General features: G+C 55.5%; 15 protein-coding genes. 5 read left to right on the top strand and 10 right to left on the bottom strand.

Annotated elements, in window-relative coordinates; all coding sequences use genetic code 11:
* The 10 genes from PKH29_10470 to PKH29_10425 all read right to left on the bottom strand — a co-directional run.
* A partial coding sequence (locus PKH29_10470; protein HNX15259.1) for an Ig-like domain-containing protein occupies nt 1-3089 on the bottom strand: 3089 nt, incomplete at its 3' end.
* 268 nt (nt 3090-3357) lie between these two features.
* On the bottom strand, nt 3358-4272 hold the full coding sequence (gene fmt / locus PKH29_10465) for a methionyl-tRNA formyltransferase (GenBank protein ID HNX15258.1): 915 nt from the start codon (nt 4270-4272) through the stop codon (nt 3358-3360).
* Nucleotides 4273-4333: 61 nt separating this feature from the next.
* Complete coding sequence (def, locus tag PKH29_10460) at nt 4334-4798, bottom strand: peptide deformylase (GenBank protein HNX15257.1); 465 nt, start codon at nt 4796-4798, stop codon at nt 4334-4336.
* 46 nt (nt 4799-4844) lie between these two features.
* Nucleotides 4845-7247, bottom strand: coding sequence for a primosomal protein N' (priA, locus tag PKH29_10455; GenBank protein ID HNX15256.1), 2403 nt, complete (start codon nt 7245-7247; stop codon nt 4845-4847).
* 20 nt (nt 7248-7267) lie between these two features.
* Nucleotides 7268-7504 (bottom strand): DNA-directed RNA polymerase subunit omega, encoded by a 237-nt coding sequence (locus PKH29_10450; protein ID HNX15255.1) that lies wholly within the window; start codon nt 7502-7504, stop codon nt 7268-7270.
* Nucleotides 7482-8105, bottom strand: coding sequence for a guanylate kinase (gmk, locus tag PKH29_10445; GenBank protein ID HNX15254.1), 624 nt, complete (start codon nt 8103-8105; stop codon nt 7482-7484). The genes PKH29_10450 and gmk overlap by 23 nt, the downstream gene beginning before the upstream one ends.
* Nucleotides 8102-8362: a DUF370 domain-containing protein gene (locus tag PKH29_10440; GenBank protein HNX15253.1), complete on the bottom strand. Its 261-nt coding sequence runs from the start codon at nt 8360-8362 to the stop codon at nt 8102-8104. Before PKH29_10440 ends, gmk begins: the two co-directional genes overlap by 4 nt.
* Nucleotides 8363-8403: 41 nt before the next feature.
* On the bottom strand, nt 8404-9804 hold the full coding sequence (locus tag PKH29_10435; protein HNX15252.1) for an oxaloacetate decarboxylase subunit alpha: 1401 nt from the start codon (nt 9802-9804) through the stop codon (nt 8404-8406).
* A 30-nt stretch (nt 9805-9834) separates the two neighbouring features.
* Nucleotides 9835-10248, bottom strand: a complete 414-nt coding sequence (locus PKH29_10430) for a biotin/lipoyl-binding protein (GenBank protein ID HNX15251.1) — start codon at nt 10246-10248, stop codon at nt 9835-9837.
* Nucleotides 10249-10302: 54 nt separating this feature from the next.
* Nucleotides 10303-11637, bottom strand: a complete 1335-nt coding sequence (locus PKH29_10425; protein HNX15250.1) for a carboxyl transferase domain-containing protein — start codon at nt 11635-11637, stop codon at nt 10303-10305.
* A 286-nt stretch (nt 11638-11923) separates the two neighbouring features.
* Between PKH29_10425 and PKH29_10420 the strand changes: the two genes are divergently transcribed.
* The 5 genes from PKH29_10420 to PKH29_10400 all read left to right on the top strand — a co-directional run.
* Nucleotides 11924-12679 carry an alpha/beta hydrolase gene (locus PKH29_10420; protein HNX15249.1) on the top strand — a complete coding sequence of 252 codons (756 nt, stop codon included), beginning with the start codon at nt 11924-11926 and terminating at the stop codon, nt 12677-12679.
* A gap of 14 nt (nt 12680-12693) precedes the next feature.
* On the top strand, nt 12694-14280 hold the full coding sequence (gene murF, locus PKH29_10415; protein ID HNX15248.1) for a UDP-N-acetylmuramoyl-tripeptide--D-alanyl-D-alanine ligase: 1587 nt from the start codon (nt 12694-12696) through the stop codon (nt 14278-14280).
* A gap of 45 nt (nt 14281-14325) precedes the next feature.
* Nucleotides 14326-15483, top strand: a complete 1158-nt coding sequence (locus PKH29_10410; GenBank protein ID HNX15247.1) for a D-alanine--D-alanine ligase family protein — start codon at nt 14326-14328, stop codon at nt 15481-15483.
* Between the two features lie 86 nt (nt 15484-15569).
* Complete coding sequence (gene trxA / locus PKH29_10405) at nt 15570-15878, top strand: thioredoxin (protein ID HNX15246.1); 309 nt, start codon at nt 15570-15572, stop codon at nt 15876-15878.
* Nucleotides 15879-15985: 107 nt separating this feature from the next.
* Nucleotides 15986-16337, top strand: a 352-nt coding sequence (locus PKH29_10400) for a cytochrome c biogenesis protein CcdA (GenBank protein HNX15245.1), incomplete at its 3' end; no start/stop codon positions are given.

Genomic DNA, 16337 nt, shown 5'->3' with positions numbered 1-16337 from the left:
CAACCGCCCAGGAACGCCGGAACAATTACGCTCGACGCGGTGCCGGTATATCCGGTAATGACGGCTTTATTATCAATGATTGAATAGGTATAAACCGCCTCATCCGCCGGATTCAGCGATATTACCGCGCAGGTGTCGGTGAATCCTCCGTCTGACGTCGTTACGGTGATCACCGCAGTCCCTGCTTTTAAAGCGGTGACAAAGCCGCTTGATGAAACAGACGCAACCGTACTGTCCGAACTGCTCCAGGTCACGTTTTTGTTAAACGCGCTCTCCGGGGCGACCGTCGCCGTCAGCTGTTTGGTTCCGTTGATGTTCAGGGTTGCGCTTTCATCCGAAATCGTCACGCCGGTGACCGGGTCCAGACTGATCTGCGCCACGTCTTTCAGCGTCGGGTAATTATAATGAGCGCCGCTTCCGCCGAATTCCCATGTTGTTGTAAAATCCCAGCCGACGAAACTCGATTGCAGTTTCATCTGCGCATCGGTCAGCGCTTCCGCTTTGCCGGCAGTATCGGTTCCCTTGATACCGCCTGTCGCTTTTCCCGTGAGATAATAGCAGCTTGAGATCGTGGATGCGGCATCCATATCGCCCGCCACACCGCCGGTATTATCTGTCCCGCTGACCGCGCCTGTGTTGTAGCAATTGATGATTCTGTAATAATTATAGCCCGTCACACCGCCGGTACCGTTGACGCCTTCAACGGACCCAATGTTATAGCAATCGCTGATTTCGCTGGTATTTTCCCCTGCCACACCGCCGGTATATTCGACGGTTCCGGTGACCGGCCCCGCATTATAACAATCATAAATATAATAAGTATTAAATCCCGCCAGGCCGCCGACATAGGAATCGCCGTGAACCGCTCCCGTATTATAACCGAAGCTGAGATCCCCGTAATTCAAACCGAACAGACCTCCGACGTAAGTATATCCGCTGACCGTTCCCGTATTATAACAAGCAGTGGCTTCGTTGCCGTTATAGCCGGAAACGCCGCCGACGTAATCCATACCGCTGACCGCTCCCGTGTTATAACCATCGCTGAAGATGCCGTTGCTGTTGCCGACCACACCGCCGACATAGTTGCTTCCGGAAACAGCGCCCGTATTAAAACACCCGCTGACGGTGCTGTCCCAATCCGTGTAGCCCAGTACGCCTCCGACTTCTTCGATACCGCTGACCGCTCCCGTGTTGCCGCAGCTGCTGACGGTGCTGTAACTGATTTCTCCCGCAACGCCGCCGACATTTTTATAACCTTTGATGTAACTATCGGTCACTTGCAGGTTTTTCACGCTTCCCTCAACTATATATCCGAACAGACCTTCAAATTGAAGCACGTTATCGATATAGATTCCGCTGACCTGATGTCCGTCACCGTCAAAAGAACCGTAAAAATAATTCCCAATCCCGATGGGCGTCCACTCCGCTGCCGTATGCTGCCAGTATAGAAACGCCTCATATTGGTTGAGCGTGATATCCGTTGTGAGTTTGAAAAATTCCCCGCTGTAATCCGTTCCGCCGTTTGTGGTTTCGGCCAGTCCCGCCAATTCCTCGGCGGAAGTGATCAAAAAGGGATCGGCTTCGGTGCCGCTGCCCGACCAAACGGTATCCGTTGAGCCGGTCCATACCGCGCTGGATGAAATTGTTGAAAAATTGCCGAACGCCTGCAGCTGAGGATATCCGCCGGAAGTTCCGTCAGCATATTGATACCGCGCGTCGATAAACCAGTCATATTCAAAATCCCAGCCGACAAAGTTTTCCTGAACCTTCATCTGCGCATCGGTCAGAACCGCTGCCTGACCCGAAACGTCCGCCCCGTTGATTCCGCCGGAAGCCGTGCCCGACAAATAGTAACAGCTGACAATTTTCCCTCTTAAAAGATTTCCCGCAGCGCCGCCGGTTTCGCTGCTCCCGATGATCAATCCGTCGTTATAACACTTGCGGATCGTTCCGTCTTCGGAATAACCCGCAGCGCCGCCGACTTTGGAGTTGCCGCCGACGGTCGCCGTGTTATAACAATTTTCAACGGTGCTGACCTGCACATAACCCGCTATACCGCCGACACAGCCGGCTCCGCCGATTTGCCCTTTGTTATAACAGCCGACGGCAAAACCGAGGTTGTATAAATGCCCCGCAATGCCGCCCGCATAAAGGTCGGATGCGATAATCAGCCCCGCATTGTAACAATTTTTAATAAGGCCGCCGTCGGTTTTTCCGGCCATGCCCCCGATATGAGAAACTCCGCTGATTTTTCCTTCGTTGTGACAATCGGTCATTACGCTGCCTTTCGCGGATCCGGCGATACCGCCGACATATTTATCTGTCCCGGTAACTTCTCCCGTGTTGTAGCAATTGTCGGCATCGCTGTACTCAAGCCATCCCGCCACTCCTCCCACATTTTCAGATCCGGTGACTTTTCCCGTATTATAACAGCTGCTGACGGGGCACGAATCAACGTATCCCGCCACTCCGCCGGTATACGCGTCCCCGGCGACCGACCCTGTGTTCCAGCAGTTTTCAATGGCATTGGCATATCCCGCGATACCGCCTGTATACGCATTTCCTTTGATGAAACTGCTGATGACGCCGAGATTTGACACGCTTGCGCCGGCGCTGAAATACCCGAACAGACCTTGATAATTCTCCGTTTTGTTGATATAAATTCCGCTGATCGTATGCCCGTCCCCGTTAAAATTACCCTGGAAAGAGTGTTCGTAATTAAAGCCGATCGCCGACCAGCTGTTCGCCGGGGCAGCCGTGCTCCAATTCGTCCAATTTGACGTATCGTTCAACACAATGTTGCTGATCAGTTTGAAATATTTTTGGCTGTATGTCGTTCCGTCGTTGACGCTGCCCGCCAAAAACGCCAGCTGAGGCGCAGTCGCGATGATATAGGGATCCGCATCCGTTCCCGTGCCGCTTGCAAATCCCGCGGCAATGCTTCCATCCCAGATCCCGCCGTTCAGATCAGGGCCCGAAGCTGCCTTCGCGCTTCCCGCATCCTTAACCGGTACCGCTCCGAGCGGCGCTGCGAACAAACACGCAACCGCCAACCCCATTGCCAGAACTGCCGCAAAAAACCGTTTCATCTCAAGGCCTCCGTTTCATTATTTAAAAAAACTCACTTTTTTGCTGCTCCGTTTTTACCGCACGCGCTGCGATAGTAATATTTCATCAATTTGTCAATCGGTTTTTTTGTTTGCGGTGACTTTTTGTAATTTTATTGAAAACTCCCAAAAACATGCAGATAATACCACTTTTTCCGGCTTTTGTAAATATCTTTCAATAAAAAAAGCGCCTATCTGACGATACGCGCCTTTGCTCCCGGTTATCGTTTATGGATTCTTTGTCTATTGTCTATTTGTCGACTTGTTCAAACCGGTGCCCGTAGTAATAGGCCGCGCCGGTCATCGGCTTTTTGCCCTCGGGGCAGAGCTCGTCGAGCCGTACCGCGCCCGTACCGCAAAACAGATACAGCGCGCCGTTTTTCAGCGTAACCGTGCCCGGCGCGCCGCTCATATCGGCAATATAGGCGGTTTTCAATAATTTTATCCGTTGGCCGCCGACGGTGAAAAACACACCCGGAGACGGCGAGAGCCCGCGCACGAGGTTGTGCACTTGAGGTGCCGGTTTTGTCGGATCGAGTTTCCCGAGCTCTTTTTTGATCAGCGGCGCGAAAGTCGCCTCCGCGTGATTTTGCGGCGTTCCCGGAAGCGGTCCGTTTTGAAGATCGCGCAGCGTCTTCGCCAGCAGGTCCGCGCCGATGACGGCGAGCCGGTTTCGCAGCTGCCCCGCGGTCTCGTTCTCGCCGATTTCGGTCTCTGTTTTGTAGATCATATCACCGTCGTCCATGCCCGCCGCCATATACATTGTAGTCAAACCGGTCGTCTTTTCGCCGTTGATGACCGCCCACTCGATCGGGGCGGCGCCGCGGTATTTCGGCAGCAGAGAGCCGTGCAGATTGATGCAGCCGAGCGGCGGGATATTTAAAAGTTCAACCGGCAGAATCTTGCCGTAAGCTACCACGACAATCAGGTCGGGACGCAGCCCCCGGATCAGCTCCGCGGATTCGGGCGTGCGCACCGAAGCCGGCTGGCAGACAGGAATTCCGCGCTTTTGCGCCGCGATTTTGACCGGCGTCGGCAGCAGTTCATAGCCCCTGCCCTTCGGCTTGTCCGGCTGGGAAATCGCGGCGGCAACCTCAAATTCATCCGCGAGTTTTTCAAACGACGCCGCGGCGAATTCGGGCGTGCCCATGAACAAGATTCTCATAGAATTCCTCCCCGGGAAGCAGGGACGATACGGGCGCGACCCGCTGCAATCGCCCCTTGCGCTATTTATTCTCGTCTCTTTCCAGCCACTCGATGACCCGCTCTTTGAACAAAATGCCGTTCAGGTGGTCGTTTTCGTGGCAGAACGCCTTTGCCATCAAATCCTCGCCGGTGAATTCGAATTCATTGCCCTTTAAGTCGAACGCTTTCCCGACGATCTTCTTCGGGCGCACCGTGACGCCCCAAAGGCCCGGGCAGGAGAGGCAGCCCTCCGCCGTGCGCTGTTCGCCGTCGCGGCTGATGATCTCGGGATTGATGAATTCCCGGATTTCCTCACCCGTATTGATGATGAATACGCGCTTCAGCACACCGACCTGCGGCGCGGCAAGCCCGACGCCGTTTTCCGAAATCAGCGTATCCTTCATATCCTCGATCAGCGTCGCAAGGCGTTCGTCGAATTTTTCCACCGGCCGGCAGATTTTTGAAAGCATCTCGTCGCCGTCCAAAACGACTTTTCTGATTGCCATTTCTTTTCCTCATTCCGAAATAAAATCTTCGGGCCCGCGCCCTTGCTTAATAATACTGTTCGGGGTTCATATCCGCGAAAGCGGTGATCGCGTCGCGCCGGTGCGCGTTTGAAAAATCCTTCAGCGCCTGTCCGATAATCTCCCGAAAACCCTTCGTGTTTCGGCATTTCAAAGTCAGGCGGAAACGGTACCGATTGGCCGCGCGCGCGGTTTCCGCGGGAGCCGGGCCGTATGCCCTGACCGGGAATCCGGTTCCGGCGGTCTTATTCCTGACCAGTTCCAAAAACGCTTCGGCGGCTTTCGCGGTCTCTTTTTCGTTTTCGCCGCTGACGCCGATCAGACAGAGATCGCAAAACGGCGGGTGCAGCAGCTGACGGCGGAGTTCGATCTCGTCGTTGTAAAACGCCTCGTAATCCTGATTGCGGGCGTATTCGAAAATGCGATTTTCGGGCAGATAGGTCTGGATGACCGCCTCGCCGTTATAGCGCCCGCGCCCGCAGCGCCCGACCACCTGCGTCAGCAGCGAAAAAGTGCGTTCCGCGCCTTTATAGTCGCCGGAGAAAAGCCCCTGCTCGGCGTTCAGCACTCCGACCAGCGTGACATTTTCGAAGTCGATGCCTTTTGCGACCATCTGGGTGCCGATCAAAATGTCATATTCCCCGTTTTTAAAGTTGGTAAACAATTTGTCATGGGCGTCGTGAGTCACGGTGGTATCGGTGTCCATGCGCAAAACTTTCGCTTCGGGGAGAAGCTGCGATAACTCCGTCTCAACTTTCTGAATGCCGCTGCCGAGATACCGCATTCGTTTCCCTTCGCATTTGGGACAGGTCATCTCGGCGGTGCTGTAGCCGCAGCAGTGGCACATCAGGCGGCCGTTGGCCGTGTGGTAATTCAGGGCGACGCTGCAGTGCGGGCACTTTAAAACTTCGCCGCAGTCGTAGCAGATTACAATGGTATCGTGCCCCCGCCGGTTCAATAATAACACCGACTGCCGCCCGTTGTCACGCGTATTTTTCAGCGCGTTTAAAAGTGTCTCCCCCAAAACGCCGCCCGGCGTCACCGGCGGCTCGTCGCGCATGTCGATCAGTTTGACCGGGGGGAGCCGCGCGCCCGCATACCGCGCGCCGAGTTTGACGAGTTTGATCTTTCCGTTTTGCGCCGCGTGCCAGGTGCGGATGGACGGTGTCGCGGACGACCGAAGAAACAGCGCGCCGTGGGTCTTCGCGCGCATCGCGGCGACTTCTCCGGCGTCGTAGCGCGGGCTGGATTCGGATTTGTAAGCGCTCTCCTGCTCCTCGTCCATCGAGATGAAACCGATGTTTTCGAGCGGCGCGAAAATCGCCGAGCGGGTCCCGATCACGAGATCGGCCTCGCCGCTTTTGATGCGGCGGTATTCGTCGAGCCGGACCCCCTCGGAAAGACCGCTGTGCAGCACCGCGACCCGTTTTCCGAAGCAGCCGGTAAAGAGTTTCGTGAACTGCGGCGTGAGCAGGATCTCGGGCACCATCAGCAGCGCCGATCTGCCCTCGGAGAGCGTTTTTTGAACCAGTTTTAAAATGACCATCGTCTTGCCGCTGCCGGTCACGCCGAATAATAAAGCATTGGCACCGGGGGCAAGCGCCGAAAGTTCGTCAAATGCCGCTTGCTGGTCTTCGTTTAAGATAAACGAATCGGGGTCAATCCGCTCGGCGGACTCATACGACTCCCGATAGCAGAGCTGTTCGTTGGCGGCGACCGCGTTTTTTCCGATCAGGGTGTTGATCGTCGCGGCGGATGCGCCGGTGTAATAACTCACTTGTTTTGCGGCGCTCTCGCCGTTTTCTTCAAGATATTTGATCACCGCCGCCTGTTTGGCGGAGAGGCGTTTGGGCCTTTCGCTTCCGAGCGACAGCAGTTTTACCGTCTTGTCGCCGACTTTTCGCGCCGTTTTGACGCTGCTCTCGATCAACCCTTCGCGCGTCATGATCTCCAGCGTTTCGGAGCCGACGCCGGTCTCTTTTTTCAGTTTTTGCGCGCTGACGGATTTGTCTCCCAGATACGACAAAACAGACCTCTGCGGTTCGTCATAGGACTGCGGATCCCGGTCTGTCTTTTTGGTATATGTAATTTTATCGTAAAATCCGAGGCCCGACGGCAGCATCAGTTTGATCGCGTCGTAAATCGGGCAGAACGTCCTTTCGGCCACGCGGACGGCCAATTCCAATTGTTCGGGCGTCAGAACCGGCTGCGCGTCGATCAGCGCTTTGACCGGTTTGAGCTCTTTTTCCCCGCTCTCCGAGGCGACTTCGAGAATCATCGCCGTCTTGGGAGAACTGCCTTTTCCGAATCCGACTTTGACCCGGCAGCCCGGAGCTGCGGGAAGTTCGGGCTCAAGCGAATAAAGATAATCGAATACCCGGTCGTAGCTGTACAGGAGTCCCTCAACCGCGACTTTAACCACCGACGGCACGGCTATATCTCCCGGACGGATTATTCGTCCGAGCGGTCGTCTCCGTCGTTATCCCCGTCTGCTTTTTCGACCGTGACGATTTTGTATTTACCCTCGATGAGTTCCACCATCGCGGTTTTGACTGTTTTTTCGGTCAGAACTTCTTTTTCCTCGGCCGCTCTTTCGGCGATCTCGCGGGCGCGTTTGGCGACGCCGATGACGGTGGAATAGCGGCTTTTTGAGTATTTTTCCGGATCAAATGAAATGATTTTTGACATCGTCTCTTACCTCGTTCATAAAATCGATATTTTCGGACATCGCGGCATGCCGGGCAGTAATGATATCCGCAAAATTTTTGGCCGCGTCGTCGGCATCGTCGTTGATGACCAGATAGTCATAGGTCTTTTTCGCGATTTCGATCTCTTTTTCGGCCGCCGCAAGCCGTCTTTTGACGGTCTCTTCGTCCTCGGTGCCGCGGCTTTTCAGCCGGGAAGCCAAAATATCGGCGTTCGGCGGGAAGGTGAAGACCATGACGGCGCCGGGAAACCGCTTCTTCACGTTTTGCCCGCCCTCGACCTCGATTTTTAAGATCACGTCGTCTCCGGCGGCGGTGATTCGGTTGATCTCACTGTAAAGAGTCCCGTAATAATTGCCGGCGTATTCGGTGTATTCGAGCAGCTCACCGGCTTTGATCGCCTGTTCAAACCGTTCGCGCGTAAAAAAGTGATAATCCCTGCCGTCGGTCTCATTGTGCCGCATCGGGCGCGTCGTGGCCGAAACGGTCTTTTTCGCGGAGCCGAATTTGAAATACCGGTTTAACAGCGTATCCTTTCCGCTTCCGGCGGGGCCGGAGAGGACGATCACAAGCCCTTTGCTCATGTTTCGTCTTCCTTTCGGACATCCGTTCCCGAGATGCGGCCCGCGATGGTCTCGGGCTGCAGCGCGGAGGCGATGACGTAACCGCTGTCGGTCAGGATGATGGCTTTGGTCTTGCGCCCGTAAGTCGTATCGACCAGCCGGCCTTCGGCTTTAGCGTCCTGCGCCAGCCGCTTGACCGGCTGCGTGTCGAATCCGGCGATCGAGACGATGCGCTCGGCCGCCACGAGATTTCCGAATCCGACGTTGATGAGTTTCACCGGACCGACACCCCTTTCGGTTTTATTTCAGGTTTGCTTTATTATACGATATGGGTCTTGTTCGCGGGGTCAAAGTGCTCGCCGTCGACGCCGTGCATCTTGTTGCGGCGCTGTTCGAAGAACTTGACCGCGACCTGGTCGAACTGGGCATAGGTCAGCGCGTCCTCGTCCTGAATCGACCATTTCGCGACCTGTGTGCGGATGGTCTCGAGCTCGGGCTTGAGCAGGTCGGCGGGACGGCAGGTGATCGGCTTTTCGTCGCCGAGAATCTTTTTCGAAAACTCCGGAGAGATCGGCATCGGCGTTCTGCCGTATTCGCCCCTGACCATGGCCTTGAATTCTTTGGTGACGGTCTTGTAGCGTTCGCCCATGATGATATTATAGACCGCCTGCGTTCCGACAATCTGGGAAGTCGGCGTAACCAGCGGCGGGAAACCGGAATCGGCGCGCACGCGCGGGACTTCATTGAGCACGTCGGCGAGTTTATCGGATTTTTTTGCGTCGGCAAGCTGCTTGACGAGGTTCGAGAGCATTCCGCCCGGCACCTGATAGAGCAGCGCGTTGGCGTCGACGCCGAGCATTCTCTGGTCGAGCAGGCCGCTCTTGATATAGTCGGCGCGCAGGTCGGCAAAATGGTCCTTGACCGGATTCATTTTGACCAGATCCAGCCCGGTGTCGTACCGAGTGCCCGCGAGCGCGGCGACCATGCTCTCGGTCGGCGCGTGGGAGGTGCCCAGCGCAAGCGGCGACATGACCGTGTCGATGATGTCGGCGCCCGCTTCGATGCCCTTTAAAAGCGACATGGAGGCAAGGCCCGCCGTATAGTGCGAATGCAGCTGGATCGGGACTTTGACGGTCTCTTTGAGCGCTTTGACCAGATCATAGGTGAAATACGGGGTCAGCAGTCCGGCCATATCTTTGACGCAGATGGAGTCCACGCCCTCGTTTTCAAGCTGTTTGGCGTATTTGACGTAATAGTCGATCGTGAAGACCTCGCCGGTCGTATAGGAGATCGCGCCCTGGACGTGGGCTTTCTCTTTTTTGGCGGCGGCGATGGAGCACTTCAGATTGCGGATGTCGTTGAGCGCGTCGAAGATGCGGATGATGTCGATGCCGTTTGAAACGCACTTTTGGACGAAATACTCAACGACGTCGTCGGCGTAATGCCGGTAACCCAGCATATTCTGTCCGCGGAAAAGCATCTGCAGTTTGGTGTTCGGCATCTGTTTGCGCATCACGCGCAGGCGGTCCCACGGGTCCTCGTTTAAAAAGCGCAGGCAGGCGTCAAACGTCGCGCCGCCCCAGACCTCCATCGAATAAAAGCCGACTTTGTCCATCAGTTCCATGACCGGAAGCATCTCTTCGGTGCTCATGCGGGTCGCGAGCAGCGACTGGTGGGCGTCGCGCAGCGTCAGGTCGGTAATCAGTATTTTTTTAGCCATTTTTTTATCCGTTCCTTTATCATTTGGCTTTTAAGCGATGGTGAGCAGGACGTCGTCCGCGTTGACGTTGTCGCCCTTTTGCACTTCCACGCTTGCGACGGTGCCGTCGGCGGCCGCCTGAATTTCGTTTTCCATCTTCATCGCTTCGAGAATCAACAGCACATTGCCTTTTTTCACGGCGTCGCCGGGCTTGACCATCACGTTGACGATCGTACCGGGCATCGGGCAAAGAACGGGTTTACCGCCGGCGACGACCGGCGCGGCGGGCACAGACGCTGCGGCCGGAGCGGATTCTTTTTCGGGGACGGCTGCGGCGACAGGCGCAGGCGCTGCGGCAGGTGCGGCGGCGGGTGCCGGTGCGGAAACAGAAGCAGAAGAAGTTCCTACTTCTTCGACGGCGACGTCATAAGTTTTTCCGTTGACGGTTATCTTCAGGTTTTTCATATTGTTTTCTCCTAATCAATAAAATAGTATTTCAACCGTTGACTCGGCTATTTTTTATAACAGATTGGCGGCGTGCTTCTTGGGCAGGCGGCTGACCCGTTTGCCGGACAACATCGACAGCGCCGAGAGCACCTGCCCGCGTACGGTTGCCGGTGTTACGACAGCATCGACCAGACCGGAGGAAGCCGCAGCTTTCGCGCCGAGCTTTTCTTTTGCATACGCCGCATAGACCGCTTTGCGTTCCGCCTCGCTCTTGCAGTTGTCGAGCAGCTGCGGGTCGTTGATGATCAAAACCGCGTCGGGGTTGACCGGGCTGATGACCGCATCTTCATAGGCGAACACCATATCCGCGTTGGCCGATTTGCCGCAGGCCGCGATATAAACGGGGCCGACGGCTCTTCCGGTGACGACCGCGATCTTGGCGCAGGTCGCTTCCGCATAGGCCTGAGACAGCGCAGCCGCGCTTGTGATCGCGCCCCTTGCCTCGCTTTCGCCGTCCGGCGCGAAACCGTCGGTGTCGATGAGCGAAACGACCGGAATCGAATAGGCGTCGCACAGCCGCACGAAACGCGCGATCTTTTTTGCGCCGCAGGTATGAATATAACCCTTCTCGTCCTTTGCGGCCGAGACAAGGCCCACGCTCTGTCCGCCGATGGCGGCGAAACCGACCTTTGCGGTCGTCCCGTAATCGGCATAGAGCTCATAAAAACTGTCCGCGTCAGCAAGACCCGCGGCGGGTTCGCTGAAATCAAAAACCGGAGGTACGTCCAGATTGTTGGACGGGAGATAAGAAAGCAGCTTTTTCGCTGCCGCAACCGCCGATAAAGCGTCTTTTTCCACAAGCGCCGCGGTGCCGTTTTTTGCCGCGGTCACGCTGCTCTTTGCGGGTTTATAGTCGGGCTGCGCGGCTTTGATCAAATCGTCCGGCGTCAAAAACAACTGCGCGTCTTCACACAGGACGAGCGCGTCCGCGCATCCGGCGATCATCGCCATCGAGCCGCCGCAGGTTCCGGTGACCACCGCGATCTGCGGGACCACGCCCGAGAGGGTGTTGGCGCTGTTCATAAACTTTCCGAGCGCCGAAAGGACTTCGCCGCCTTCGGCTATGCGAACGCCTTTGCTGTCGAAAATCCCGACGACCGGAGCGCCGTTTTTCGCGGCCAGGTCATAGATTTTGCAGATTTTTTCAGCCGCCGCAGCGCCGAAGGCGCCGCCGATCGTCCCGCTGTCCTGCGCGAACGCGAACACGGGGTTGCCGTCCGCGGTTCCCCATGCCGCCAAAACGCCGCTTTCGCCGCCCGCGGCCGGTTCGCCGATCTCCATGGCGCTGCCCTCGTCAAACAACGAAAACAGCAGCTGTCTTGTCTGTATCTCCGCTTTATTTGCCATAAAAGGGTTTTCCTCCGTTTGCTTACAAGCGAACCGGTTTGATTCGCCTGAAATAATACTGTCCCGCTGATTCGTTCATACTGTTTCCATCGGGGACCAAGAAAACCATCCTCCCCCAGTATGATGGACACATTATAACAAACCAACCGAAAAATAACAAGGGTTCAAACCGACTTTTACGGGATTTGCGTCGAATATTTCAGTTTCCGCCCCGCCTGTCCGTCGTTGACTGCCGTACGCACGCATGGTATAATGTACTAAATATCGCGGGCACGAAAGGAGTTTTATGAGAATTTCGGTCGACGGTCTTGAAATCGGATACGACAGCGCCGGTACGGGCAGACCTGTTTTATTCCTGCACGGCTGGGGCGTCGACCGAAGCACCTTCAAACCCGTCGCGGACCGCCTTTCGGACTGCTGCCGCGCGATCACGGTCGATCTGCCGGGCTTCGGCGAGAGCGAAGAACCGAAAAGGCCTTTTAACTCGGACGATTTCGCCGACTTCGCCGAACACTTTATCGCCGCGCTCGGCCTCGAAAAACCGATTTTGTGCGGGCACTCCAACGGCGGAAAGACCGCGCTTGCGCTTGCGGGACGCGGTTATCAAAACCTCTCGAAACTCGTGCTCGTCAGCAGCACCGGGATCCCCGCGAAACACAAGCCCGGATTTTACATCAAGCGGTTCTTTTTTAAAACCGGAAAGAAGCTTTTGAACGCTCCCGTGATCGGCAAGCCGTTTTCAAAGGTTTTCGACCCCTCCGAATACGGCTCCGAGGATTATAAAAAGGCCTCGCCGATGATGAAGCGGACCATGTCGGCGGTGCTTTCGCAGGATATCTCCGACCGGCTCAGAAACATCGCCGTCCCGTCGCTCCTTTTCTGGGGCGACAAAGACACCGCGACGCCGCTTTCGGACGGCGAAAAGATGAAAAAACTGATCCCCGACGCCGGATTGATCGTCTATAAGGACTGCGACCACTACGCCTTTTTGCGTAAACTGCCCGAATTCACGGCGGCGCTGCGGTATTTTATTTTGAATTGACAGAGAGGTTCATCATGAATTTGGCGGCAAAAATCGTCTATGTGAGCGCCTGCCTCGCGATGGGAGCAACCTGCGCGTTCAACGTGCGGTTTCATCTGCATATGCTGCAGCTCTCTTCCTATCGCCCGGAACGCTATCTGGACTGGCTGAAACGCAACTTCAAAAAGCTGATCCCGAACCTGATTTTACTTGTCGCAGCCGATTTGGTCACGATTTTAATCGAACTCAGGCCGGACAAAAACCTCTCTTTTGCCCTCGCCGCTTTTCTGCTTGCGATTTTCTTCGGCGTTTTCCTGCTGGTTTTCAAAGCGCCGAAGGCCAAAAAGCCGCTGGACTTCACGGCACGGGCGAAACGCCTGTTCGGCACGGCTTTATTCTTCCCGCTTGCGGCGATGATCGGCGCCTATTTTTTGATTCCGCACCGCGGGGCAATCGTTTTGACCGGTTCGCTCTGTGCCGCGGGGCCCCTGCTGTTGTTTTTGTCGCTCGGGCTGAACACGCCGATCGATAAGATGATTTACAATAAATATTTCAAGATGGCGCAGCGAAAACTCGCGGACAGCAACGCCGTCACCATCGGAATTACCGGAAGTTACGGCAAAACAAGCACGAAATATATCCTCGGACGGCTGCTCTCCGAGCACTTTAACACGCTGATCACCCCCGAGAGCAAGAATACACCCATGGGCGTCGCCAAAGTCATCAACGATGACCTCAGGGCCACCACCGAAGTCTTTGTCGCCGAGATGGGCGCCGCCTGCGTCGGCGATATCGCCGAGCTCTGCCGCCTGACCAATCCCGTGTTCGGCGTGATCTCCGCCATCGGCGAACAGCACCTCAAGACCATGGGGTCGCTTGAAAATATCATCTCCACAAAATTCGAACTCGCCGACGCGGTCGAACAGGCCGGCGGGACGATGTTTTTAAATTACGACAACCCCTATATCTCTGCGCACGGTTCGAAGGCCAAGACCATTAAATACGGGTTGGAGGCCGAAGGGCTCGATTTCCGGGCGGACGGCATCAAAGCCGATCAAAACGGCATCAGGTTTACGATTCATCATCCCGGCGGCGAATTCGACGTACATACCAAACTGCTCGGCCGCCACAACGTCATCAACATCCTCGCCGCGGTCGCGGTCTGCGCCGAATTCGGCCTCGACCCGAAGAAGACCGCCGGAGCAATCGCCAAGCTCGAACCGGTTCCCCACCGGCTTGAGATGCACAAAAACCCGTTCGGACTGACCGTCATCGACGACGCCTATAATTCCAACCCGGCGGGAGCCGCCGCCGCGTTGGAGGCGCTTTCGTGGTTTGACGCGATGAAAATCGCCGTCACGCCCGGCATGGTCGAACTCGGCGCCAAAGAGGACAAAGAAAATTACCGGCTCGGAGAAAACGCCGCAAAGGTCTGCGATCTGCTGATTTTGGTCGGCGGAAAACGGGCTGACGCCATTTACGACGGCGCGATCGCCGCGGGACTTGCCAAAGATAAAATCATCCGCGTCGAAACCTTCAAAGAAGCCAAAGAAATCTTCAACCGTTACGCCTCGCAAAAAGCGGTTGTATTGCTCGAAAACGATTTACCCGACAATTATTAAATACTGATTTTTACTGAATCTTACGACTAACCGGAGGTACTGTCAATGAAAATCAATCTCTGCGTCATCATGGGCGGAAAGAGCGTCGAACATGAGATCTCGGTCATCACCGCCGTCCAGGCCATCCAATCGCTTGACAAAGAAAAATACGAGATCATCCCGCTTTACATCACCAAAAAAAGCGAGTTTTACACCTCGCCCGCGATGTGCGAGATCGACTGCTTCAAGGACATCCCCGCCCTGTTACAAAATTCGGAGCGAGTGGCTTTTGTGCGCAAAGGAGACACGGTCTTTCTGGAGGGCGAGAAAAAGGGACTGAAAAAACCGTTTTGCATGAACGTCGACGCGGCGTTTCCGATCGTGCACGGCACCAACGTCGAAGACGGGACGCTCGCGGGCTTTTTGAATCTGCTCGACCTGCCCTACTGCGGGTGCGATGTGCTCTCGGCGGCCAACAGCATGGATAAACTGATTACCAAAGATATTTTAAAGGCGAAGGGAATTCCGGTGCTTGACGCGACCGATTTTTACGCCGACCGCTGGGCTGCCGAGCGCGAAAATCTGCTCGATTTGATTGAAAAAAATCACCGTTACCCGATCATTGTCAAGCCGGTCAATCTCGGCTCGAGCGTGGGCGTTTATAAGGTTAAAAACCGCGAAGATCTCGCCGCCGCCATCGACGACTGCTTTTTGCTTTGCAGCCGGGTGATGATTGAAAACGCGGTCGAAAATCTGCGCGAGATCAACTGCTCGGTGCTCGGCGACGTCTACGAAGCCGCCGCAAGCCCCTGCGAAGAACCGGTCGGCAACGATGCGATCTTATCCTACGGCGACAAATACATGAGCGGTCAAAAGGGCATGAGCGGACAGACCCGCAAACTGCCCGCCGATCTTCCCGAAGGGCAGACCGGGCTGATTCAAAAATACGCCGTCGGCGCCTTTAAAGCGCTCGGCTGCGCAGGCGTCGCGCGCGTCGATTTTCTGACCGACGCGAAAACCGGCGAAATCTATGTCAATGAGCTGAATACCATCCCGGGTTCTCTGTCTTTTTATCTTTGGGAGGCGGCCGGCCTGCATTATCGCGAACTTTTGGATAAAATAATCGCGTTGGCGTTCAAACGCGACCGCGAGCGCAAAAACCTGAACTTTTCATTCGATACCAACATTTTGTCGGGATTTTCGTTCGGCGGCCTGAAAAAATGAGTTCCTCTGTGACCAGGTCACATTTCTTTCTTCGACAGAATGATACAATCGATTCATAATCATATTCCCGAAAGGAGTCGTTAAAAATGTCAGTCGTAGTTTTAAACAAAGATAATTTCGTCGATGAGGTCATCAACAGCAGCGTTCCCGTCCTCGTCGATTTCTGGGCGCCGTGGTGCGGCCCGTGCCGCATGGTCTCGCCGATCGTAGACGAGATCGCGGATGAGCATACCGACATCAAAGTCGGCAAGGTCAATGTGGATGAAGAAGGCGATCTCGCCATGCAGTATCGTGTGATGAGCATCCCGACGCTGCTCGTCTTCAAGGGCGGAAAACTGACCGCTTCCTCGATCGGCGCAAGGCCCAAGGCGGATATTCTCGCGCTGCTCGCTTAATGCCGGATTTCCGGCCTACATAAGCATCGTGAAGACATTTATCGTTTCATTTATTATTCCCGTATTTCATCAAAGCGGCTGTACTGTAAAAACCTGCGAGGTGAGCCATGCAGTATCTGATCTCATTCCTTGAGGGCGTCATTACCTTCATCTCGCCGTGCATATTGCCGATGATCCCGGTCTATCTTCTCTATTTTGCGGGAGGAAACGGCGAACGCGCCGAGGCGGACGCGGAAAGCAAGAAAAGCAAGGTCTTTGTCAACGCGCTCGGCTTTGTGCTCGGTTTCACGGCCGTGTTTGTCGCGCTCGGGGCGCTTGCCTCGGCAATCGGCGGGCTGCTGCTGCGGTATAAAACCATCGTCAACATCGTCACCGGAGCGATCGTCGTGACCTTCGGCCTGAATTTCATCGGCGTATTCAGGATCGGTTTTCTCAACCGCAGCGCAAAAATCAAAACCG

This window comes from Oscillospiraceae bacterium (assembly GCA_035353335.1).
Taxonomy (GTDB): domain Bacteria; phylum Bacillota; class Clostridia; order Oscillospirales; family JAKOTC01; genus DAOPZJ01.
The sequence above is the reverse complement of the archived record's forward strand: the minus strand, read 5'-3'. Positions and strand labels throughout refer to the sequence as shown.

Excerpts from the sequence above, each read along its gene's own strand:
- murF (HNX15248.1), top strand. The coding sequence starts at position 12,694 with ATGAATTTGGCGGCAAAAATCGTCTATGTGAGCGCCTGCCTCGCGATG.
- fmt (HNX15258.1), bottom strand. The coding sequence starts at position 4,272 with ATGAGAATCTTGTTCATGGGCACGCCCGAATTCGCCGCGGCGTCGTTT.
- PKH29_10410 (HNX15247.1), top strand. The coding sequence starts at position 14,326 with ATGAAAATCAATCTCTGCGTCATCATGGGCGGAAAGAGCGTCGAACAT.
- PKH29_10450 (HNX15255.1), bottom strand. The coding sequence starts at position 7,504 with ATGTCAAAAATCATTTCATTTGATCCGGAAAAATACTCAAAAAGCCGC.
- PKH29_10425 (HNX15250.1), bottom strand. The coding sequence starts at position 11,637 with ATGGCAAATAAAGCGGAGATACAGACAAGACAGCTGCTGTTTTCGTTG.
- PKH29_10420 (HNX15249.1), top strand. The coding sequence starts at position 11,924 with ATGAGAATTTCGGTCGACGGTCTTGAAATCGGATACGACAGCGCCGGT.
- gmk (HNX15254.1), bottom strand. The coding sequence starts at position 8,105 with ATGAGCAAAGGGCTTGTGATCGTCCTCTCCGGCCCCGCCGGAAGCGGA.
- trxA (HNX15246.1), top strand. The coding sequence starts at position 15,570 with ATGTCAGTCGTAGTTTTAAACAAAGATAATTTCGTCGATGAGGTCATC.
- PKH29_10435 (HNX15252.1), bottom strand. The coding sequence starts at position 9,804 with ATGGCTAAAAAAATACTGATTACCGACCTGACGCTGCGCGACGCCCAC.
- def (HNX15257.1), bottom strand. The coding sequence starts at position 4,798 with ATGGCAATCAGAAAAGTCGTTTTGGACGGCGACGAGATGCTTTCAAAA.
- PKH29_10430 (HNX15251.1), bottom strand. The coding sequence starts at position 10,248 with ATGAAAAACCTGAAGATAACCGTCAACGGAAAAACTTATGACGTCGCC.